The sequence below is a fragment of the Arthrobacter sp. STN4 genome (assembly GCF_024539665.1).
GTDB lineage: Bacteria > Actinomycetota > Actinomycetes > Actinomycetales > Micrococcaceae > Specibacter.
Window position 1 is genome coordinate 20,713 of record NZ_JAKZGX010000010.1, and the last position, 21,098, is coordinate 41,810.

General features: G+C 68.2%; 18 protein-coding genes. 2 read left to right on the forward strand and 16 right to left on the reverse strand.

Going from position 1 to position 21,098, the window contains the following annotated elements; translation table 11 throughout:
• Positions 1-40: 40 nt before the first annotated feature.
• From ftsZ to dinB, 15 genes are all read right to left on the reverse strand, one after another.
• A complete protein-coding gene (ftsZ, locus tag MMF96_RS09410) occupies positions 41-1,219 on the reverse strand; it encodes a cell division protein FtsZ (protein ID WP_176618154.1) in 1,179 nt (392 codons plus the stop codon).
• Positions 1,220-1,453: 234 nt separating this feature from the next.
• Positions 1,454-2,569: an FtsQ-type POTRA domain-containing protein gene (locus tag MMF96_RS09415; protein WP_256883394.1), complete on the reverse strand. Its 1,116-nt coding sequence runs from the start codon at positions 2,567-2,569 to the stop codon at positions 1,454-1,456.
• On the reverse strand, positions 2,562-4,031 hold the full coding sequence (gene murC, locus MMF96_RS09420) for a UDP-N-acetylmuramate--L-alanine ligase (RefSeq protein ID WP_176618156.1): 1,470 nt from the start codon (positions 4,029-4,031) through the stop codon (positions 2,562-2,564). Before murC ends, MMF96_RS09415 begins: the two co-directional genes overlap by 8 nt.
• An 8-nt stretch (positions 4,032-4,039) precedes the next feature.
• The gene (murG, locus tag MMF96_RS09425) at positions 4,040-5,149 is read right to left on the reverse strand and encodes an undecaprenyldiphospho-muramoylpentapeptide beta-N-acetylglucosaminyltransferase (protein ID WP_176618157.1); all 1,110 of its coding nucleotides are present in this window, start codon (positions 5,147-5,149) and stop codon (positions 4,040-4,042) included.
• Positions 5,146-6,372 (reverse strand): putative lipid II flippase FtsW, encoded by a 1,227-nt coding sequence (gene ftsW, locus MMF96_RS09430; protein WP_256883395.1) that lies wholly within the window; start codon positions 6,370-6,372, stop codon positions 5,146-5,148. The genes murG and ftsW overlap by 4 nt, the downstream gene beginning before the upstream one ends.
• Complete coding sequence (gene murD, locus MMF96_RS09435) at positions 6,372-7,916, reverse strand: UDP-N-acetylmuramoyl-L-alanine--D-glutamate ligase (protein ID WP_256883396.1); 1,545 nt, start codon at positions 7,914-7,916, stop codon at positions 6,372-6,374. Before murD ends, ftsW begins: the two co-directional genes overlap by 1 nt.
• A complete protein-coding gene (mraY, locus tag MMF96_RS09440; RefSeq protein ID WP_176618159.1) occupies positions 7,913-9,025 on the reverse strand; it encodes a phospho-N-acetylmuramoyl-pentapeptide-transferase in 1,113 nt (370 codons plus the stop codon). Before mraY ends, murD begins: the two co-directional genes overlap by 4 nt.
• On the reverse strand, positions 9,022-10,584 hold the full coding sequence (gene murF, locus MMF96_RS09445) for a UDP-N-acetylmuramoyl-tripeptide--D-alanyl-D-alanine ligase (RefSeq protein WP_256883397.1): 1,563 nt from the start codon (positions 10,582-10,584) through the stop codon (positions 9,022-9,024). The genes mraY and murF overlap by 4 nt, the downstream gene beginning before the upstream one ends.
• 6 nt (positions 10,585-10,590) lie before the next feature.
• Complete coding sequence (locus MMF96_RS09450; RefSeq protein ID WP_306295816.1) at positions 10,591-12,228, reverse strand: UDP-N-acetylmuramoyl-L-alanyl-D-glutamate--2,6-diaminopimelate ligase; 1,638 nt, start codon at positions 12,226-12,228, stop codon at positions 10,591-10,593.
• A 20-nt stretch (positions 12,229-12,248) separates the two neighbouring features.
• Entirely contained in the window at positions 12,249-14,057 is a 1,809-nt protein-coding gene (locus MMF96_RS09455) for a penicillin-binding protein 2 (RefSeq protein WP_256883398.1), read from the reverse strand.
• A gap of 61 nt (positions 14,058-14,118) precedes the next feature.
• On the reverse strand, positions 14,119-14,751 hold the full coding sequence (locus tag MMF96_RS09460) for a hypothetical protein (RefSeq protein WP_256883399.1): 633 nt from the start codon (positions 14,749-14,751) through the stop codon (positions 14,119-14,121).
• Positions 14,748-15,746, reverse strand: coding sequence for a 16S rRNA (cytosine(1402)-N(4))-methyltransferase RsmH (gene rsmH, locus MMF96_RS09465; protein ID WP_176618163.1), 999 nt, complete (start codon positions 15,744-15,746; stop codon positions 14,748-14,750). Before rsmH ends, MMF96_RS09460 begins: the two co-directional genes overlap by 4 nt.
• 226 nt (positions 15,747-15,972) lie before the next feature.
• Positions 15,973-16,410 carry a division/cell wall cluster transcriptional repressor MraZ gene (gene mraZ, locus MMF96_RS09470; RefSeq protein ID WP_176618164.1) on the reverse strand — a complete coding sequence of 146 codons (438 nt, stop codon included), beginning with the start codon at positions 16,408-16,410 and terminating at the stop codon, positions 15,973-15,975.
• Positions 16,411-16,854: 444 nt separating this feature from the next.
• A complete protein-coding gene (locus MMF96_RS09475; protein WP_176618165.1) occupies positions 16,855-17,220 on the reverse strand; it encodes a DUF3040 domain-containing protein in 366 nt (121 codons plus the stop codon).
• 216 nt (positions 17,221-17,436) lie between these two features.
• Positions 17,437-18,621, reverse strand: coding sequence for a DNA polymerase IV (gene dinB / locus MMF96_RS09480; protein ID WP_256883436.1), 1,185 nt, complete (start codon positions 18,619-18,621; stop codon positions 17,437-17,439).
• A 243-nt stretch (positions 18,622-18,864) separates the two neighbouring features.
• On the opposite strand from dinB, the gene MMF96_RS09485 reads away from it, so the two are divergent.
• Positions 18,865-19,428 (forward strand): hypothetical protein, encoded by a 564-nt coding sequence (locus tag MMF96_RS09485; protein ID WP_256883400.1) that lies wholly within the window; start codon positions 18,865-18,867, stop codon positions 19,426-19,428.
• A gap of 80 nt (positions 19,429-19,508) precedes the next feature.
• Complete coding sequence (locus tag MMF96_RS09490) at positions 19,509-20,612, forward strand: polyprenyl synthetase family protein (protein ID WP_256883401.1); 1,104 nt, start codon at positions 19,509-19,511, stop codon at positions 20,610-20,612.
• A gap of 18 nt (positions 20,613-20,630) precedes the next feature.
• On the opposite strand, the gene MMF96_RS09495 is transcribed toward MMF96_RS09490, so the two are convergent.
• Positions 20,631-20,984, reverse strand: coding sequence for an Rv2175c family DNA-binding protein (locus tag MMF96_RS09495; protein ID WP_176618167.1), 354 nt, complete (start codon positions 20,982-20,984; stop codon positions 20,631-20,633).
• Between the last annotated feature and the right edge of the window lie 114 nt (positions 20,985-21,098).

A 21,098-nucleotide genomic window follows, 5' to 3' on the forward strand; every position in this document is an offset into this window, starting at 1 on the left:
GGCAGCGCGCTGCGCTGCCCTGCTGTCACACGGGCGGGAGCTACTTCAGGAAGTCCGGCACGTCGAGGTCGTCGGAACGGTGGCCGGTGAGGTCCGGCTCAACGATCGCCGGCAGCTCCACGTCGAAGCCGCCGTCAGCCGGCACGTGCGCCGCAGACTGCTGGCCCCACTGGTTCAGGCTGGTCACTGAGGCACCGGAGGAGGGCACCGTGGCGGGGACCGGAGGCGCGGACTGGGCGGCTGCAGCCTGCTCGGGGGCCTCGGAGGCGCTGTCCGGGGAGTCGAAGCCGGCAGCGATGACGGTAACGCGTGCCTCGTCGCCCAAGGCGTCGTCGATGACGGCACCAAAGATGATGTTCGCCTCGGGGTGGGCCACTTCCTGGACCAGGCGGGCGGCCTCGTTGATCTCGAACAGGCCCAGGTCGGACCCGCCCTGGATGGAGAGCAGCACGCCGTGGGCGCCGTCGATGGAGGCCTCGAGCAGCGGGGAGGCGATGGCGAGCTCAGCGGCCTTGACCGCGCGGTCCTCGCCACGGGCCGAGCCGATGCCCATGAGGGCCGAGCCGGCGCCCTGCATGACCGACTTGACGTCGGCAAAGTCAAGGTTGATCAGCCCGGGGGTGGTGATCAGGTCGGTGATGCCCTGGACACCGGAGAGCAGGACCTGGTCGGCGGAACGGAACGCGTCAAGGACGGAGACGTTGCGGTCGCTGATGGAGAGCAGGCGGTCGTTCGGGATGACGATCAGGGTGTCAACCTCATCACGCAGCGCGTCGATGCCGTTCTCGGCGCTGGTGGCGCGGCGGCGGCCCTCAAAGGTGAAGGGACGCGTGACGACGCCGATGGTCAGGGCGCCGAGCGAACGGGCGATGCGGGCCACGACGGGCGCGCCTCCGGTGCCGGTGCCGCCACCTTCACCGGCGGTCACGAAGACCATGTCGGCGCCGCGGAGCACCTCTTCGATTTCTTCCTGGTGGTCCTCGGCGGCCTGGCGTCCGACGTCGGGGTTGGCGCCGGCCCCGAGGCCGCGCGTCAGTTCACGGCCGACGTCGAGCTTGACGTCCGCGTCACTCATCAACAGCGCCTGGGCGTCCGTGTTGATGGCAATGAACTCAACGCCGCGCAGGCCCACGTCGATCATGCGGTTCACTGCATTCACGCCGCCGCCGCCGATGCCGACGACCTTGATGACGGCCAAGTAATTCTGGGGTGCTGCCACGTTAAGTGTCCCTTGTTCGTAGTCTTGCTTGAAGTTCTGTGGGTGCTGCTGGGCCATGCAGCTTCAAGCAGTACTTGAAACTGTCTAGCTTAACCTTCAAGTTGAAGGTTATAGTTATGTCAACCAACTCTTGTCAGTGACGCTATGGTGCATCCGCCGCGCTTGCAATAACCGCCGCCGCGTGTCGCGTGAATCCGGGAGAAAAAAGCGTCCCGGAGGTCCTTCCGCACACCTCTAGCGTGTCACAGGATGGAGCGGCGCGCTGACGTCGTACACCTTCACCGGCGGTGCGGGGGGTGCCCCGTTGACCGGTACGGGTGCCGGGGCATTGATCAGGGCATCCAGGACCTGGGCCTTGAGCACCATGTCCGAGGCATTGCCCCAGACCACCGTCTTGCCGTCGACCATCTGCAGTTCGACGGCGTCCGGCGACTTCGCCGAGGCACTCGCCAGCTTGCCCAGGACGGACTGGGGCAGCGTGGCCAGGACCGCGGTGACCGCCCGGAACGTGGGAGTGCCGATGGCGGCCGTGCCCCCGTTGATCAGGGGCAGCGGCACCTTCGACTGGTCCGCGACCTTGCCCAGCGCCACGCCGTCCTGGTCGACCCGGATCCATCCCACGCCGGTCTTGAGCAGCGCCACGGGGACCCGCTCGACCACATGCACCAGCAGCGTTGACGGCGGGCGGGCCTCAATGCTCGAGGACTTGATTTGCGGCACCTTCGCCAGGAGCGCGTCCACGTCCGCCTGGGTCACCTGCGGCAACGGGCGGTCCAGCAACGGGGCAACCGTTGCCTGGAGCGTCTTGGCCGCCACGAGCCTGTTCCCGGTGAATGTGACCTTCTTCACCGCCAGGGCGGGGGAAAACAATGCCAGCGCCATGACCACGGCAAGGACGACGGCGGTTCCCGCCACTCCCAGCCAGGCCCGGCGGCGCCGGCGCTTGTGCGCCGGTTCCGGGAAGGCCAGCACCCGGGCGCCGGCCGCTCCCCCGCCGGTGCTTTGGCCGGCGGCGGCCGCCTTCGGCGGGCCGGAGCGAAGGTTTCGCCAGTTTCGCCAGGTCCCGTCCGGCTTGCCGGGCCCGGCATCGGCGGACTGTGCCTTGGGTGCCTTGGGTGCCTTGGGTGCCTTGGGTGACTTGGGTGCGCCGGATTCCTTGTCGGTCCTGGCCCGGCGGTTTCCCGTCCCTGCCGCGTCGTCCGCCGGCACCGGAGTGACGGTGACCTTGGGGCTCGTGCTGCGGGCCTTTGCTGCAGGCGTGCCGGTCTCCTGGTCCGGGGCGTCCTGCATGGCGCCCTTTGGGGTCCCGGACCGGGAGCTGATGATGCGCGGACGGCGGGGCTCAGCCATGGGTGCCGCCTGTTTCATTCCCGGCGGGTGCCGCGTTGAGTGCCGCGACCAGGGCAGGGCCGTAGGCCGTGACATCGCCGGCGCCGACGGTCAGGATGATGTCGCCGTCCCGGGCAGCCGCGGCGAGGGCGGCGACGGCGGCGTCGGGGTCGGGCGCGTAGCCCGGTGCAGCGGTCAGCGCATCGGTGACCAGCCTGCTGGTGACGCCCGGGATGGGTTCCTCGCGGGCCGGGTAGATGTCCAGGACGGCCACGGTGTCCGCCAAGTCCAGGGCGCGGGCAAAGTCGGCCGCGAACTCCCGGGTGCGGGAAAACAGGTGGGGTTGGAAGAGCACGTGCACCCGGTGGCCGGCGGCCACCGTCCGGGCCGCCGTGAGGGCGGCGGTGACTTCCGTGGGATGGTGGGCGTAGTCGTCAAAGACGCGGACGCCGCGCCCCTCCCCCTTGGGCTCAAAGCGCCGCGCCGCCCCGGTAAAGGCGGTCAGGGCGGCCACGGCGGCGTGGACATCCACGTCCAGTGACAGCGCCACGGCGACGGCGGCGGCCGCGTTGCTGACGTTGTGGGCGCCGGGCACGTGCAGGTGCAGCGGCACGGAAAGGTCCGCGCCGCTGCCCAGCAGGCGTCCGGGGATGGCCAGGGTGGTGTCCGAATCCAGGCCGACGCCGGAACCGGGCGCGATGCGGAGGTCGGCGGCGTCGGAAAATCCGTAGGTGACGGTGCGCGTGCCGGCGGCCGCCGCCAGCGCTGCCAGGCGGGCCGAGCCGGCGTCGTCCGCGCACGCCACGAGCACGCCGTCCTCCGGCAGCAGGGCCACAAAGGCCTCGAAGGCGGCGAAGACAGCCTCGGCGGTGCCGTAATGGTCCAGGTGGTCGGCCTCCAGGTTGGTCACCACCGCCACGAGCGGGCGGTAGTTCAGGAAGGAGGCGTCCGACTCGTCGGCCTCGGCGACGAACACGTCGGCCGTGCCGTGGGCCGCGTTGACGCCCAGCGCCTGCACGGTCCCGCCAACGGCAAAGGACGCGTCCACGCCCGCGCCGCGCAGCATGACGGTGATCATGGAGGTGGTGGTGGTCTTGCCGTGGGTGCCGGCCACCGCCACCACCCGGTCCGCGGCCATGGCGGCGGCCAGCGCCTGGGAGCGGTGCAGCACACGCAGCCCGGCCGCCTGCGCGGCCGTCAGCTCCGGGTTGTCGGCCCGGATGGCGGTGGAGACCACCACGGTGTCCACGGCGGCAACGTTTTGTGCGGCATGGCCCACGTGCACCTCGGCGCCGAGGGCCGCCAGCTCGGACAGCCCGGCCGAGGCCTTGGCATCGGAGCCGCTGACGGGCACGCCCTGGCCAAGCATGATCCGCGCGATCGCGGACATGCCGGCACCGCCCATGCCGATGAAGTGGACGCGGCCCAGCTCCGCCAGGGACGGGACCGCATAAGCGGCCGGGACGCCGTTGCTCTCAGGCATTGTGCCGCTCACTTTCGGGCTGCTTCGAGGACCATGCCGGCCATGCGGTCGGCGGCGTCGCGGATGCCCAGCCCGGAGGCCCGGGCGCCCATGGCGGCCAGCCGTGCACCGTCCAGGCACAGCGGAATGATGTTGTTTTCAATCCAGGCGGCGTCCAGCTGCGTGTCCGGCACCAGCAGGGCGGCGCCGGCGGCCACCAGTTCGGCCGCGTTGCGGGCCTGCTCGCCGTTGCCCACCGGCAGCGGCACAAATACTGCCGGAAGCCCGACGGCGGCCACCTCGGACACGGTCCCGGCGCCCGAGCGGCACAGCAGGACGTCGGCCGCGGCATAGGCGTCCTCCATGGCGTCCACGTACTCCACCTGACGGTACAGGGGCGCGGTGAGCGGTGCGCCCTCGCTCCCCGTGACCTGCTTGCCGTTGCCGGTGATGTGCAGGACCTGGATGCCCGCGGCCCCCAAAGCGGGTGCGGCACCGGCCACGGCCCGGTTCAGCCGCACGGCACCGAGCGAGCCGCCCGTCACGACCAGGGTGGGCAGTCCGGGGTCCAGGCCCAGCCGTTCGCGGGCCGGGCCTTGTGCCGCGGTGCGGTCCAGGGATGCCACAGCCGGGCGCATGGGCATGCCCACCACGCGGCCGTTGCGGATTTTGGTGGCGGCAAAGGCGGTGCCGACGCGGCTGGTGTAGCGTGCGCCGACCTTGTTGGCGAGCCCGGCCTTGGTGTTGGCCTCGTGGATGACGATCGGCACGCCCAGCGACTTGGCAGCCAGGTACATGGGCGTGCACACGTAGCCGCCCACCCCCACCAGGACGTCGGCGTGAGCCTCGCGCAGGATGTCCTTCGAACGCGTGACGGCCCGGCGCATCCGCCCGGGGAGCTTCAGCAGCTCCGGCGACGGCCGGCGCGGCATGGGGATGCGCTCGATGGTGGCCAGTTCGTGGCCCGCGGCGGGCACCAGCCGTGACTCGAGGCCGTCGGCCGTCCCGACGGCCAGGATGGCGGCGCCGGGCACGCGGGTGCGGATGGCTCCGGCGATGGCCAGCAGCGGGCTCACATGGCCGGCGGAGCCGCCACCGGCCAGGACCACGGAAAGTGCGGAGGGTGTGGTGTCAGTCATGGTTCCTTCAGGGCAGTTCTTTTGAGGGCCGGGTCTGCGCCCCGGCCGTGTTCCGGGGCCGACCGGGCAAAGGAGAGCACCACCCCCAGGGCGGCCAGGGTCACCACCAGGGCGCTGCCGCCATAGGAAATCAGGGGCAGGGGCACGCCGATCACGGGCAGGAGGCCGGCCACCATGGCGATGTTGACAAAGGCCTGGCCGATGATCCAGGCCAGGATGGAGCCGCAGGCAACGCGGGCAAAGGTGTCGTTGCGCTTCATGATGACGCGGAAGATCGCGAAGGCCAGGATGGCGTACAGCAGGATGATCACCAGCGTGCCGATCAGGCCCAGCTCTTCGCCGAGGATGGCGAAGATAAAGTCGTTGTGCGCTTCCGGGATCCAGCTCCACTTTTGCCGGCTCTGTCCCAGGCCGACGCCAAACCAGCGGCCGGAGGCCAGTGCGTAAAGCCCGTTCTGGGCCTGGTCGCACAAGCCCTGTCCGTTGTCACAATTGCCCAGCCAGGCGGACAGCCGGGAGGTGCGGTTTCCGCTTAGGGCGGCGAGCAGGACGGCCGCGAGCAGTCCGCCACCGCCGGCGGCGAGCAGCACCCGCTTGCTGCCGCCGGCAAAATACAGCCCGGCGGCGACAATGGACATGGTGATCACGGAGGTGCCGAGGTCGTGCCCCAACAGCACCAGGCCCACCACCGCACCGCCGACGGGCACGACGGGCAGCAGGGTGTGGCGCCATTCCCGGATGAGGTCCCCCTTGCGGGCCAGGACCATGGCCATCCACAGCGCGAGGGCCAGCTTGGCGGCCTCGGAAGGCTGAAAGCTCATGGTGTCGCCGAGGTTGATCCAGTTCCGGTTGCCGCCCACTGACTTGCCCATCGGGGTGAAGACGAGCAGGAGCAGGAACACGGACAGGCCCAGCACGGGCCAGGAGAGCCTTTTCAGGCCGGAGGGCGGCACGAAGGACAGGCCCATCATCAGCGCCAGGCCCGTCACGGCAAAGATGCTTTCCTTGATGAACAGGCTGTACGGGTCCTGGCCTTGGGAGATCGATTCGGCGGCCGAGGCCGAGAGCACGGTCATCAGGCCGATGCAGGTCAGCGCCAGGGTGGTGCCGATGATCCAGTAGTAGGAGACGCTGGGGCGTCCGGCCACTTCATTGAGGCGCCGGCGCAGGCGCTGCAGGCGCCCGTCTGCGGTGGTTCCCGGTTGTGCCGGCGTTCTGGCCACTATGACTCCTTATTGGCGCTCGCCCGTCGTTCCAACAACTCGCGGACTGCGTCGATGAACGCCTGCCCGCGGTGGGCGTAGGAGGAAAACTGGTCCATGGATGCGGACGCCGGGGCCATGAGCACGGTGTCGCCGTCCGCTGCCAGTCCGGCTGCGGCCGCAACGGCCTGTGCCATGACGGCGTCCCCAAAGATGGGTGTTTCCACCATCCCTTCCTTGCCAGTGTGGGCCCTCCCGGTCTCAATGACCGGCACATCGGGGGCGTGTCGGGACAATGCACCGGCCAGGGCGCTGCTGTCCTCCCCGATCAGGACCACGGCCTTGAGCCTGTCCGCATGGGCGGAGACAAGCGCGTCGTATTCCACGCCCTTGGACAGCCCGCCGGCAATCCAGATGACGGGATTGAAGGCCGACAGCGAGGCGGCGGCCGCATGCGGGTTGGTGGCCTTGGAGTCGTTGACCCAGAGCACCCCGCCCGCCTGGGCCACCGGCTGGATGCGGTGGTCGCCGTTCTCGTAGGCCTTCAGGCCGTCGCGCACGTTTTCCGGGGTGAGCCCGTAGGCGCGCACCAGGGCGGCGGCTGCGGCGGCGTTGGCCACCAGGTGCCGCGGCACCAGCTCACCAATGTCGCCCACGTGGGCCAGTTCGACGGCGGAGTCCTTGCGTTCGGCGATGAACGCCCGGTCCACGATGAGCCCCTCGACCACCCCGACCATGCTGATGGCCGGCATGCCCGTGGTGAAGCCGACGGCCCGGCAGCCGTCCAGGACCTCGGCCGCCTCCACCATGTGCTCGGTTTCGATTTGTTCGGCGTTGTAGATGCAGGCGACCTTGGTGTTGGCGTAGACCTTTGCCTTGTCGGCCGCATAGGCCTCGAAGCTGCCGTGCCAGTCGACGTGGTCCTCGGCCAGGTTCAGGCACACGCTGGAGACCGGTTCCAGGGACTGCGTCCAGTGGAGCTGGAAGGTGGAGAGTTCCACGGCCAGGGCGTCCCAGCCTTCCGGGTCGCGTACGGCGTCCAGGATGGGGGTGCCGATGTTTCCGGCGGCAATGGCGCGCAGCCCGGCGGCCTGGAGCATGTGCTCGACCATGGTGGTGGTGGTGGTCTTGCCGTTGGTGCCGGTGATCGTGATCCATTCGGCCGTCTTGCGGCCTTCGCGGATGCGCACGCGCCAGGCCAGCTCAACATCGCCCCAGATGGGGATGCCGGCGTCGGCGGCGGCAGCGAGCAGCGGGTGGGTGGGCTTGTAGCCGGGGCTGGTGACCACCAGTTCCGCCGTCCCGCCGTCCACGAGGGGCAGCACGGTGGAGGTTTCCTGGCCCAGGATCACCTGGTGCACGCCCACGATCTTCAGCGTGTCGGCGGCCCGGCGGGCGGCGTCGTCGTCCGAGGCGGCCACCACCACCACGCGTGCGCCCAGCTCGGCCAGGGTGTCCGCGACGGAGAAGCCGGTCTTGGAAATGCCGGTGACCACCACGCGCAGGCCCGACCAGTCCGCGTCCCAGCTGGTCAGTCCGGCCAGGCGGTTTTCCACGGTGCTCATAGTCGTACGATCCATTCTGCGTAGAAGGCACCCATGCCGACAGCCACCATGAGCCCGGCCAGTATCCAGAAGCGCACCACCACGGTCACCTCGGCCCAGCCCTTGAGCTCAAAGTGGTGCTGCAGCGGGGCCATGCGGAACACCCGCCGGCCCTTGGAGAGCTTGAAGAAGCCGACCTGGATGATGACGGAGAGGGTGATCAGCACAAACAGCCCGCCAATGATGAAGAGCAGGATTTCGGTGCGGGAGAGGATCGCGAAGCCGGCGATGGCACCGCCGATGGCCAGTGAGCCGGTGTCGCCCATGAAGATCTTGGCCGGGGAGGTGTTCCACCACAGGAAGCCGATGAGTGCGGCAAACATGATGACGGCGATCAGGGAGAGGTCCAGCGGGTCACGGACCTCGTAGCAGACCGTTTCCGAGGGGATCTTGCGGGAGCCGCAGCCCTGGCTCGTCTGCCAGAGGCCGATGAGCGTGTAGGCGCCGAACACGAGGATGGCGGCGCCGGTGGCCAGCCCGTCCAGGCCGTCGGTGAGGTTCACCCCGTTCGTGGTTCCGGCAATGATGAGGTTGGACCAGATGACGAACAGGACCACGCCCAGTCCCGCGCCGGCGAAGGCGAGGTTGAGCGAGGGGATGTCGCGGGCGAAGGAGATGAACGTGCTGGCCGGGGTCCTGCCGGCGCTGTCCGGAAACCCGAGCGCCATGATGGCGAAGGCGATGCCGATCACGGCCTGCCCCACCAGCTTGCCCTTCGCGTCCAGGCCGAGGCTGCGCTGGTTGGAGATTTTCAAGAAGTCGTCCAGGAAGCCCACCAGGCCCTGGCCCACCATCAGGAAGATCATCAGCAGCCCGGAAGCCGTGGGCCCCGGCGAGGCGGGGTTGACCAGCCACAGGATCAGGTGTGTCAGGAAGTACGCCCCCACCACGGCCCCGACCACCACGGTGCCGCCCATGGTGGGGGTGCCGCGCTTGATCTGGTGGGTGGTGGGGCCGTCGTCGCGGATGATCTGCCCGTAGCCCTTTTTCACCAGGAGCCGGATGAACAGCGGCGTGCCGACCATGGCGAACGCCAGGGCCAGGCCGGTGCCAATAAGCAGTGCAATCATGCCTGATTGGTCCTTTCACCGGGTGTCGGGGGGATGGTGGGGGTGGAGGTGCCGCCAGCAGCCAATGCTATCGGATGCTCCAGCAGCCGGTCCCCCAGGAAACGCAGGCCTGCGCCGTTGGACGACTTGACCAGCACCACGTCCCCCGGTGCAAGTTCACGCTCCAGGACCGTGAAGGCCGCATCGGCGTCGGGCACGAACATGGATTCCTCGCCCCACGAGCCTTCCATGACGGCCCCCACGTGCATGGACCGGGCCGGGGCGCCGACCACCACGAGGCGCGAGATGTTCAGCCGCACGGCCACCCGGCCGACGGCGTCGTGCTCCAGGACGGAATCATCGCCCAGTTCAAGCATCTCCCCCAGGACGGCCCAGGTGCGGCGGCGTCCGCCGTCGCCCAGCTCGGCCAGGGTTCGCAGGGCGGCCCGCATGGACTCCGGGTTGGCGTTGTAGGCGTCGTTGAGGACGGTGACGCCGTCCGGGCGCTCCGTGAGTTCCATGCGGTAGCGGCTGGCGGCACCCTGGGTGTTGAGGGACGCGGCAATCTGCGCGGGGGCGGCGCCGGCTGCGTGCGCAGCGGCGGCCGCGGCCAGCAGGTTTGCGACGTGGTGCAGGCCCAGGAGTCGGCTTTTGACGGGGTAACTGCCGGCATCGCCGGGAAAGGAAAGCTCGAATTCCGGGTGTCCGGCGGTGGTGCGCACCTTGCGCGCCTGGACGGCGCCGGCCCCCGTGGTGTCGGATTCAGTGGTGCCGGATTCAGTGGTGCCGGATTCCGCGGTGTCGGCGCTGGTGAACCAGGTGACGGGCGCGGTGGCCCGGGCGGCCATGGCCCGGACGCGGGAGTCGTCAAAGTTCAAGATGGCGGTGCCGCCGGCGGGAAGGGCGGCCACCAGTTCACCCTTGGCCTGGGCAATGTTGTCGATGGAGCCGAATTCGCCGGCGTGGGCGCTGCCCACGCACAACACCACGCCGATGTCCGGCTTGACCAGGTTCGCCAGGTAGTTGATGTGCCCGATCTTCGTGGCGCCCATTTCGATGACGAGGTAGCGGGTGCTTTCCACGGCGCGGAACACCGTCAGGGGCACGCCCACCTCCCCGTTGTAGGAACCCACCGGGGCCATGGTTGCGCCCAGCGGGGCCAGGATGCCGGCCAGCAGGTCCTTGGTGGTGGTCTTGCCGGCGGATCCGGTGATGCCGATGACCGTCAGGGGCGAGTGGGCGCGGATGCGGCGCACCACCTCGGCGGCCAGCAGGCCCATGGCCAGCACGGCGTCGGCGACGACGACCGTCGGAAAGGGCTCGCCGGCACCGGCCGTTTCCGAAGGGCGGGGGACGTCCCGCTCGGCCAGGGCCAGCACGGCCCCGGCGTCAAACGCTGCGGCAACAAAGTCGTGGCCGTCGGCGTGTTCGCCGGCCTTGGCCACATACAGGCTGCCGGCGGCGGCGTCGCGGGAGTCGGTGGCCACCTGCGCCACGTCGATGCGGATGTGGGGATCCGTGCCCGCGGAAAGCCGCCCGTTGCATAGCTCGGCAATCTCAGCCGCTGAAAAATCAATCATCTCGGTTTATGACTCTATCCTGCTGGCTGTGGCGGCGGGGAATCCAAAGTGCGCCAGGGCCGACCGCAGTTCCACCCTGTCGTCAAGGGCCACGTTGACGCCCTTGATCTCTTGGTAAACCTCGTGGCCGCGTCCGGCAACCAGGATGGTGTCCCCCGGTCCGGCAAGCTCGACGGCGCGGAATATCGCGTCGGCCCGGCGGTCAAATTCCTCGATGGTCCGTGCTGCGGCGCGGCCGGCGTTGGCCTCGGCCGCACCCTTGAGAACGTCCGCCCGGATGGCCGCCGGGTCCTCGTCGTGGGGGTCGTCGTCGGTGATGATCACCACATCCGCCCCGGCCACGGCCACGGCGCCCATGATGGGCCGCTTGCCCGCGTCGCGCTCTCCCGTGGCGCCGAACACGACGATGACCTTGGATCCGGCCGCCGGCGGGCGGACGGCCGCCAGCGCCCGTTGCAGGGCGTCAGGGTTGTGGGCAAAGTCCACCACCGCCACAGGGGCGGTGCCCACGAGCTGCATGCGGCCGGGCACGTCAACGGTGAAGGGGTCGTGGGCGTCCAGGGCGGCCTGGAGCACAGCCTGGACGGTGGACAGGGGGGTGCCGCCGTCGGGCGCCACGGACAGCTGCGCCGCCACCATGACGAGCGCCAGGGCCGCGTTGGAGACGTTAAAGTCCCCGGGCAGGCCCGTGTGCACGGTAAAGGAAGCACCGTGCGGGCCGTCCAGGCGGAAGCGCGAGCCAATGCCGTCACGTTCGACGCCGGAAACCTGCCAGTCCGCCGTGGTCCCGGGGACGGTGGCCAGGGTCTGCACCGGAACGGTGGCCCCGGCGGCCATGCGCCGGCCCCAGTCGTCGTCCACGGTGACCACGGCCCGCTTGGAACGGGCAGGGGTGAACAGCTGCGCCTTGGTGGCAAAGTAGTCGTCCATGCCGCCGTGAAGGTCCAGGTGGTCCTGGGTGAGGTTGGTGAAGCCCGCCACGTCAAACACCACGGAGTCCACCCGGCCAAACGCCAGGGCATGCGAGGACACTTCCATGGAGGCCGCGCCGAGCCCCCGTTCGGCCATGGCCGCCAGGAGGGCGTGCACCTCGGTCGATTCGGGGGTGGTCAGCTTGCTGGGGATGGGCTCGTCACCGGCCAGGATCTCGATGGTGCCGATCAGCCCCGTCGACCTGCCCAGGGCGCGCAGCAGCGAATTCAGGAAGTAGGTGGTGGTGGTCTTGCCGTTGGTGCCGGTCACGGCGAAGAGGGGCATGGCCGCGGCATCACGGTCCGCCGTGCCGTAGACCAGGGCCGCAATGGCCCCGGTGGCCCGCCGGGGGTCGGCACAGCTGAGCACGGGTACGGCCAGGGTCCCGGCGAGTTGGCGGGCGCCGGCGCGGTCCGTCAACACCGCCACGGCACCCGCGGACACGGCCGAGGCGGCAAAGGAAGCCCCGTGCGTGTGCGCCCCGGGCAGGGCGATGTAGAGGTCCCCGGGCTGGATGCTGCGGGAGTCGAGGCTGGCACCGCTGACGGCCACCTGCGCATTGTTCCCGTCCGCCGCCCCTGCGAGGTCCGCAATCTTTCCAAGCGCCACCGCGGCGTGATGAACCGGTCGCACCGGGGCTGCTGGCTTTTCCACCAAATCCTTGTCTTTCATGTTGGTCGTGCCGGGCCGGGCTACTTGTAGAACTTCGGCGGCTTGGCGGGCGGGGTGGTCGACGGCGGCACGTTGTAGGTGCGCAGGACCTCCCCCATCACCTGGTTAAATGTAGCCCCCTGGGTCACCCCGTAGATGCTTCCCTTGGGCCGCTGGACCGTGATTGACACCACGTACTGCGGGTCCTCCATGGGCGCCATGCCAATGAACGAGGACGTGTATCCGTCAAACCCCACGCCGTTCGCGGCCGGGGCCTGCGAGGTTCCGGTTTTCCCGCCCACGCGGTATCCAGGAATGCCGATGGCGTTGTAGTGCGACATGGTGGCCACGCCCTCCAGCATGAGCCGGTCCTCGGCGGCGGTCTTTGGCGTGATCACCCGGATGCCGGGGGCCTGCTTGACGGTGTCCACCGTGCCGTCTGCGGCGGTTGTGGAGTCGATGATCTGCGGCTTGAGCCGCAGCCCGTCATTGGCCACCGTCTGGTAGATGAACGCGGACTGCAGCGGGGTCTGGGCCACGCCCTGGCCGAACAGCACCGTGTATTCCTGCCGGCCGTCCCACTGCTGCCAGGGCACCAGGATGCCCGGGCTTTCACCCGGCAGGTCGATCCCCGTCTTCGTGCCCACGCCGAACTTTGCCAGCCAGTCGTAACGCTCCTGCTTGGTCATTTTGGAACCGGCCATGACAGTTCCCGTGTTCATGGAGTCTGCGATGATGCCGGCCAGCGTGCGTTTTTCCGTGCCGTGGACAAAGGCGTCGTCAAAGGTCTGGCCGCCAATGGTCAGTGACGGCGGGACGAGGAAATGGCTCATGGGCGTGAACAGGCCTTTTTCCATGACACCGGAGGTGGTGACGATCTTTTCGGTCGATCCAGGCTCCACCACGTCGCTCACCGTTCGCGAGCCGATGTCCGACTTCTTGGAGGCGCCGGGGTTGTTGGGGTCGTAGGAGTCGCTGTCCGCGATGGCGATGACCTTGCCGGTCTTGACCTCCAGCACGGTGATGCTGGCCCAGTCGGCGCTGTACTGCTCCTTCTGCTGCTGGGCCGCCTGTTGGGCGTAGTACTGGATGTCCTCGTTGATGGTGAGCTTGACCGTCTGCCCGTCAACGGCCGGGACGGTCGTGACGGGTGCCGTGGGAATGATGATGCCGTTCTTGCCGGCCTGGTAGATGCGGTAGCCGGGGGTGCCGGTGAGCTTGGCGTTCATGGTCTGTTCAATGCCGGCCAGGCCGTTGCCATTGGAGCCCACAAAGCCGACGATCGGCCCGCCCACCTGGCCCATTGGGTAGACGCGCTTGGTCTGGGCCTGCGAATAGATGCCCGGCACGCCGAGGGCCGCAACCTTGTCCTCCACGGCAGGACTGACGTCGCGCACGATGTAGTTGAACACCTTGGTCCCGGTGGCGGCCTTCTTCACCTGGTCAACCGGCAGCGAAAGGACGTCAGCCAACTGCTGGAGGCCTTCGGCGCGGGTGAAGGTCTGCGTTTGCTTCGTGTCCGGGTCATAGTGCTGGTAGCTCGGGTACAGGGCGCTGTTGACCTGGTTGACGGTGATGTCGTACCGCAGGATGCTTTCAGCCAGCACCTTGCCGTTGGCGTCCACGATCTTTCCGCGCATGGCGGGCAGGACCTGCTTGACGGTGCGCTGGGATTCGGCGGCCTCGGCCATCTTCCCCACGTCCAGGCCCTGGATCATGACCAGCTTGCCGGCGATGACCAGCAGGAACACGATCATGGCAATGAAGCCAATGCGCATGCGTCCGCGGCCGACCTTGTTCAGTTGGTGTGCACCTGCACCCCGTCCTGCCTTGGTGGAGTCTTGTGCCACTGCGTTTCCTTGCCGTCTAGCCTATGCGGACCCCTCGGCCCGCCGTGTGCCTGTCTCTACCCTAGCTGGCCCGCTGCGCCGGGGCCGGGATGGTGCCGCCATTCAAATCCGGTGTCACGGCCGACGGCGCCGCTGCGGCCGGGGTGCCCCCCACCGGCTTTTCGGCCTTGGGCTGGTCCACAGTGGTGGTGGATTTGACGCCCGCCGGCGGACGGTTGACGTCGGCCGGGGGAAGGACCACCAGCCCCTTGGTGTCTGCCGAGGCCGGCTGCGGATTCCCGGTCACCCGCTTGGTGCGCACATCGATCTGGCCGGGGGCCGCGGCCGGGACCATGCCCATGGCCGTGGCCTGTGCCACGAGGGCCTGCGGGGCCTCCTTGGCGGACAGTTCAAGGTCCAGCGCCTGGTTGGACTTTTCCAGGGCCACCTGCTGGTTCTTCAGGTCAACCAGCTGGTACTGGCCCTGTGAGACGGACACACTCATCACGAGCACTGCCGTCAGGGCGCCGAGCACCAGCAGGAACAGTGAGACCACGACGGGCTTCCTGCTTCGCCGCGGCGCGGACACCACCAGGGACAGCGGGGTACGGGGCGACTTGGCTGCCCCCGCCGGAGGATGCAGCTCCTCCAGGGACAGTGCGCGGGCGGTGTTGCCCACTGTCGTGGGGACTCTGCGTGATGCGGCCTGGCTCATGCGGCGCTCCTGACTTTCACTTTTTCCACTGCCCGCAGCCGCGCGGAGGCGGCCCTGGGATTTTCCTTTATTTCTTCGTCTGTGGGAATTTCCGTGCCCTTGGTCAGGCGCTTAAGCGTCGCCTGGTGTTCCTCAAGTTCCACGGGGAATCCGGCGGGGGCGCTGGATCGCGATCCCGCGGCAAAGACCGCCTTGACGATCTTGTCCTCCAGCGAGTGGTAGGACATGACCACGGCGCGCCCGTGCAAGGCCAGTGCGTCCACCGCGGCCGGGACGGCGCGTTCCAGGACGTCCAGTTCCTCGTTGACCTCAATGCGCAGGGCTTGAAAGGTCCGCTTGGCAGGGTGCCCGCCGGTGCGTGCCGCCCCGGCCGGCACCACGTTGCGGATGATCTCCACCAGTTCACCGGTGTGGGTCAGGGGTGCCTTGTCGCGGGCGGCCACGATGTGGTTCGCGATGCGGCCGGCGAACTTTTCCTCGCCCCACTTGCGGATGATGCGCACCAGGTCCTCTTCCGAGTAGCTGTTGACGACGTCGGCCGCCGTCTGCCCCCGGCTGGTGTCCATGCGCATGTCCAGCGGGGCGTCAAAGGAGTAGGCGAAGCCGCGGTCCCGCTCGTCCAGCTGCAGCGACGACACGCCCAGGTCCATCAGGACGCCGTCGACGGACGGTATGCCCAGCCGGGCCAGGACTGCTTCGATTTCGTCGTAGACGGCGTGGACCAGGTCGGTGCGGGCGGCGAACGGTGAGAGCCTCTCCCCGGCGAGGGCGAGGGCTTCGGTGTCCCTGTCGATGCCGACGAGGTGGAGGTCGCCAAAGCGCTCCAGCATGGCCTCGCTGTGGCCGCCCATGCCTAGGGTGGCGTCCACTACGACGGGGGTGCGTCCGGCGTGCCGGGCCGCTTCAAAGGCGGGGGCCAGCAGGTTGATGCAGCGGTCCTTCAAAACGGGTGTGTGGCGGGCGGACGTGGGTGGCGTGGGGGTCTCCGACGTCATCACGCCTCCGTTTCTCATGGCTATGGATGGGTCTGTCATGCTGCCCGGGTTTGGCCTGGACTGGCGTGCCTGGTTCCGTTCTTGAACCAGATCCCCCTCCGCGCCGGGCCGTGTCCCGCCTGGCTCCGGGGAAGGTGAGCCAGGTTTGACACTGCCGGGCGGGTGGAGATCTCATGCAAGATCCGGCCACCTGCGCTCTCAACGGGTCATTTCCGCTGGTGCGAGGTTACTGCGGGGTGCTGCCGGGGATGGTGTTCTCATCAATTTCCGAGAACGCCTTCTCCTGTGCTTCGAGGTAGCTGTTCCATGCGGTGGCGTCCCAGATTTCTGCCCGGTTGCCGGCGCCAATGACCACCAGCTCCCGTTCAAGACCTGCATAGGCGCGCAGTGTGGCCGGGATGGTCACACGCCCCTGCTTGTCCGGAACTTCATCCGACGCGCCGGAGAGAAAGACGCGGATATAGTCCCTGGCCTGCCGATTCTGCATTGGCGCGCCGACCATGTCCGCATGGACCTTTTCAAACTCCCTGGCACTGAAGACGTAAATGCAGTTTTCCTGCCCCTTGGTCAGGACAAGTCCGCCGGCCAGTTCCTCCCGGAACTTGGCAGGAAGGATGATCCGGCCCTTTTCATCAAGGCGCGGCGAATGTGTTCCGAGAAACATCCCCCACCACCTTTAGATTGAGACCCCTGGACTGCCTTCCACCATTCCCCTCTTACGCGCTCCACCTTACTCCACAATCCTCCACCGTCAACGCCAAACGACACAATCTGCGGGCGTGTCGTGGGGCCACTTCCGCGCCAATGCTTGGATCCGGCCGGTGGTGCGTGGTGGAGGGAAATTTCGGCACTCCGGCGCGGAGTCCTCCAGGCAGCGTCAGGAGTTGCCCCACAGCCCCCTTTTGCCCACCCGGGCAGGCCGGATTCCAGCCCCGGTGGGGCGAAGTGGAGGACCCCGGTGGGGCGAAGTGGAGCGGCTGCGTTCGGGCACAAAAAAAGCCCGCTCAGCGGGCTTGGATCGCACTCCCCCGTCGTGCACATGCATCTCGCGCAGGGATTCGCCCCATGGCGCGGGGGGCGTCGTGGGGCGGTCGGCTGTGTTATTCGGCTACTGGTCCTTGCGGCGTTCTTCCCAACGCTCTTCAAGGTTGTTCATGAAGCCGCTCTTTGGCTTGGTGGCGGACTTGGCACCGCCTGCGGGGCCGCGGCTGAACTTGGGCCGCGAAATGGCAATGTACACGCCGGCTCCCATGATGAGGAATCCAATGATCCCCACCACGATCACCTTGATCGCAACGCCACCCAGCAGCACCATGATGCCGGCAATCATGACCAGGATGCCGATCACAATGTGCCGTGTGGACAATGAACGCGCTGGATCCGATGCCAGGGTGTGGGCAAATTTCGGGTCCTCGTCGTGCAACTGCTGCTCCAGTTGGTCAAGCAGTCTTTGCTCGTGCTCCGAGAGGGGCATGACGACCTCCTTCATATCAGTGCCATAGGCGTCTTAAACCCATTAACGCCTTCACTGCCCGGAATAGTTCCCCGCGGCGTGCCGGCCCAAGCAATGGACCGCGTCCTGCGGAGCGCCAACGGGCCGTGAAGCCATTGATAAGCCAACTCCTACTACTAACAATAGGCGTGTTTTCGTTGAACTGAAACCCGGCGCCGGGCGGTTCGACAGGCGGTGTCAAAAACCCTCCCGGCCGCCCCGTTCCGGGGTGTTCCGGGTGGTCTTGAGCAGTCTGGCAGGCACGATTCCGGCCCGGCCAAACTTCGCCGCAATCGCGTCCCCCACCACCTCGGCGGCCCGGCTGTTGTCCTCACGCGGGTCCAGTGCGAGTTGCAGCGGTGCCGAGCTGGCCGGCTCCAGGGACTCCACCCGTACGCCGATCAGCCGTACGCTTTGCGGCCGGATGCCCAGGGCGCGCAGCAGGCCCGTGGCCCCGGCATATATTTGCCCGGCACTGTCAATGCCCGCGGGCATGGCCTTGGACCGGCTGATCGTGGAAAAGTCGGAGTACTTGATCTTCAGCGCCAGCGTCCGACCGGCCAGCCCAGACTCGCGGAGGCGGCCGGCCACGCGGTGCGAGAGGCGCAGCAGTTCCTTGGTGAGGACGTCGTCGTCGAACGTGTCGACGGCAAAGGTTTCCTCGGCGCCGATGCTCTTTTCCACCCGGACCGGGGTGACGGGACGCGGGTCGATGCCCCAGGCCAGGTTGTGAAGGGCCACGCCGCCGGCGCCGAGCGCCTTGTGCATGACGGCCACGGGGGTGGCGGCGACGTCGGCCACGGTAAAAATGCCCAGCCGCTGCAGGGACTCGAGGGTCCTGGCACCGACGCCCCACAGCGCCTGGACCGGCAGCGTGTGCAGGTACTCCACGGTGCGGTCCTTTTCAATGAGCAGCATGCCGTCCGGTTTGCACCGCGTGGATGCGATCTTGGCCACAAACTTGGTCGCCGCGATTCCGACCGACGCCGTAATGCCCAGTTCGGTGGCCACGCGCCGGCGCACCATGGCCCCGATGTCCAGGGGCGTGCCCAGGCGGCGCAGGGCACCGGAGATGTCCAGAAACGCCTCGTCCACGCTCAGCGGCTCCACCTTGTCGGTGATGGAGTTGAACAGGCCCATCACCTGCCGGGAAACTTCCTGGTAGTCCCCGTGCCGCGGTTCAATGACGACAGCGGAGGGGGCCATCCGCAGGGCCGTCGCCATGGGCATTGCCGAGCGCACCCCCAGCGCCCTGGCCTCGTACGATGCGGAGAGCACCACCGAGCGCCCCTCCGGAAAGCCCACAATCACCTGCCGGCCCCTTAGCCCGGGGCGCCGGCGCAGCTCCACCGAGACAAAAAACGCATCCATGTCCACATGCATGATGGTGCAGCCGGACTGGTCCAGCACGCGTCCGGCCTGCCCGCGGCGAAGCGCCTCCTCGGCGCGGCTGCTCTCCGGCCGGCGCGGTCGTTCCGGGATGCGGCGCGGTTGCTGTTCCACGGAACCAAGCTTACTGGCCGGCGGGCGCTTCCGGCCGAGGGCCCCACACGTGCGCCCGGCAGGCATTGGGTAAACTTGGAGGCGATCCGTTGCACCGCTCCCGGCAGCTAAGGAAACCAAGTCATGACCAGCAGCAACATTGCCCCCTCGCGCCCCTTCCGGCGGTGGCGGTGGGCCGGCCCCTCGGCGGCAGCCCTTGCCGCCGCGATGTTGCTGACGGGCTGCTCCGGCGGCACCGCCCCCGCCGCCACCGTGGCAACCACCGCCGCGGCGGTTCCGGCCAAGGCGGGCCCGACGTCGTCGTCCCCCTCCTCCGCCACGGCCGCTGCCACCCCCACCGCGCTCACGGCCAAGGACAAACTAGTGGCCGGATTCCCGGCCAGGCTCATCCCGGTCATGAAGGGCGCACAGGTCCAGTCGTCGAGCCTGCAGCACTCGACGCCCCTGTCGGTGGCAACCCTGATCGAGACCGTGACCGCCAAGCCCGCAGACGTGCTTGCCTTTTACACCAAGGTCTACGAGGGCCAAAAGTTCACCGCCCTGAAGGGTGAGAAGGTGGACGGGACCCCCTTGAAAACGTTTGTGCGCTCCGCCGGCCAGGAGACTGTCAACGTTGCCGTGGTGGAGACGGGCAACACCGCAACGGTGACCATCGGCGCGAATGTCCTGCCGGCGTCGCTCAAATAGTCCCGCCTTCACCTCCCGTTTTTTACGACAGCGACGGCCACGGCCGTCCCCCGCTCCACACATAGCAAGGATCCGCCCGCATGACCGCATTTGCCGCCACCCCCAAGGAATCAACGGCCGTTGAACAGGACGCGTTCGTCGCAGCGGTGGCCGTGAAACTGAAGGATTTCCTGGCTGAAAAGAGCGCCCTGTTGGCAGGCATCTCCCCCGATTCCCTGGTCCTTGTTGATTCAATCGCAGCCCTGGCCACGGGCGGCAAGCGCATGCGCGCGCTCCTTTGCTATTGGGGCTGGCGTGGAGCCGGCGGGGCCCCGGACGCGGCTGAAGTCATCATGGCCGGTGCCGCGCTGGAGCTGTTCCAGGCCGCCGCACTCATCCACGACGACATCATCGACCGTTCGGACACGCGCCGCGGCGGCCCCAGCGTGCACCGCCAGTTCGGCACCCTCCATGCCGCGAACGGCTGGTCGCTGGATGAGGAGCGGTTCGGCCACGCGGCCGCGATCCTCGCCGGGGACCTGTGCCTTTCCTTCAGCGAGGAGATGTTTGCCGCCATCGGCACGGGCCCGGACAGCCGCGCACGCGCCGTCTTCAACCTGATGCGCACCGAGGTCATGGCGGGGCAGTACCTGGACATCCTGGAGGAAGTTTCCGGACCGGCGAAGCCGCACAGCACCGCCGTCGCCCGGGCCGCGGCGATCATCCGCTTCAAGAGCGCCAAGTATTCCTCGGAGCATCCGCTGGTCCTCGGCGGGGCGCTGGCGGGAGCGTCCCCGGAATTCCTGGAGGGCTACAGCGCCTTCGCACTGCCCCTGGGCGAGGCGTTCCAGTTGCGCGACGACGTCCTGGGGGTGTTCGGGGACCCTGCACAGACCGGCAAGCCGGCCGGCGACGATCTCCGGGAGGGAAAGCGCACCGTGCTGGTTGGCCTGACCATTGACGCGGCGGGCGAAACTGACCGGGAATTTGTTGACAGCCATCTGGGCCGCCAGGACCTCAGCGACGCAGAAATCGACAAGCTGTGCTCGATCATCGTCGGCTCCGGCGCCTTGGCGGGGACCGAGGCGATGATCTCCGAACTCAGTGCCAGCGCCTTCGCCGCCCTGGACGGACTGCCCATCGACGACGAAGTTTCGGCAGCGTTGTCCGCCCTGGGCCGCGGCGCGGTCTCCCGCACGTCCTAGCGGCCAGGGCGGGCCCTGCTACCAGCCGAGGGCTGCGGCCCGGCGGCGGATTTCGGTTTTGCGTCCCTCGTGCAGGGCGTCGATGGGCCGCCCCGGCAGTGAATCGTCGGCAGTGAACAGCCAGGTGATGGCTTCCTCGTCGTCGAACCCGGCGTCGTGAAGGACCGTGATGGTGCCGCGCAGGCTCTCGATGATGTGGTCGTCGATGAAGAATTCGGCCGGCACGGCGCGGATCGAGCGCTCGCCCACACGGGCCGCCAGCAGGGATCCGTCCTTCACGAGGGCGTGGACTTTGGTGATGGAGACATCCAGCTTGGCCGCGACATCGGGCAGGGGCAACCATTCACTGACTACATTTTCAACTTTACTCACGTGTCCAAGGTTCCCACAGGAACGACCCGTCCGCACACCGGCGCCACGGGCCGGCGGCAAATTACACATCTGTGGTTTAGCCAGTTTACGCCCGGGGCACTGCTTGCTGAGCGG

Coding starts and splice junctions, on each gene's coding strand:
- MMF96_RS09415 (WP_256883394.1), bottom strand. CDS start 2,569: ATGGCTGAGCCCCGCCGTCCGCGCATCATCAGCTCCCGGTCCGGGACC.
- murD (WP_256883396.1), bottom strand. CDS start 7,916: ATGAGCACCGTGGAAAACCGCCTGGCCGGACTGACCAGCTGGGACGCG.
- MMF96_RS09475 (WP_176618165.1), bottom strand. CDS start 17,220: ATGCCCCTCTCGGAGCACGAGCAAAGACTGCTTGACCAACTGGAGCAG.
- mraY (WP_176618159.1), bottom strand. CDS start 9,025: ATGATTGCACTGCTTATTGGCACCGGCCTGGCCCTGGCGTTCGCCATG.
- MMF96_RS09460 (WP_256883399.1), bottom strand. CDS start 14,751: ATGAGCCAGGCCGCATCACGCAGAGTCCCCACGACAGTGGGCAACACC.
- murF (WP_256883397.1), bottom strand. CDS start 10,584: ATGATTGATTTTTCAGCGGCTGAGATTGCCGAGCTATGCAACGGGCGG.
- rsmH (WP_176618163.1), bottom strand. CDS start 15,746: ATGACGTCGGAGACCCCCACGCCACCCACGTCCGCCCGCCACACACCC.
- MMF96_RS09490 (WP_256883401.1), top strand. CDS start 19,509: ATGACCGCATTTGCCGCCACCCCCAAGGAATCAACGGCCGTTGAACAG.
- mraZ (WP_176618164.1), bottom strand. CDS start 16,410: ATGTTTCTCGGAACACATTCGCCGCGCCTTGATGAAAAGGGCCGGATC.
- MMF96_RS09485 (WP_256883400.1), top strand. CDS start 18,865: ATGACCAGCAGCAACATTGCCCCCTCGCGCCCCTTCCGGCGGTGGCGG.
- murC (WP_176618156.1), bottom strand. CDS start 4,031: ATGCCTGAGAGCAACGGCGTCCCGGCCGCTTATGCGGTCCCGTCCCTG.
- MMF96_RS09450 (WP_306295816.1), bottom strand. CDS start 12,228: ATGAAAGACAAGGATTTGGTGGAAAAGCCAGCAGCCCCGGTGCGACCG.
- murG (WP_176618157.1), bottom strand. CDS start 5,149: ATGACTGACACCACACCCTCCGCACTTTCCGTGGTCCTGGCCGGTGGC.
- dinB (WP_256883436.1), bottom strand. CDS start 18,621: ATGCATGTGGACATGGATGCGTTTTTTGTCTCGGTGGAGCTGCGCCGG.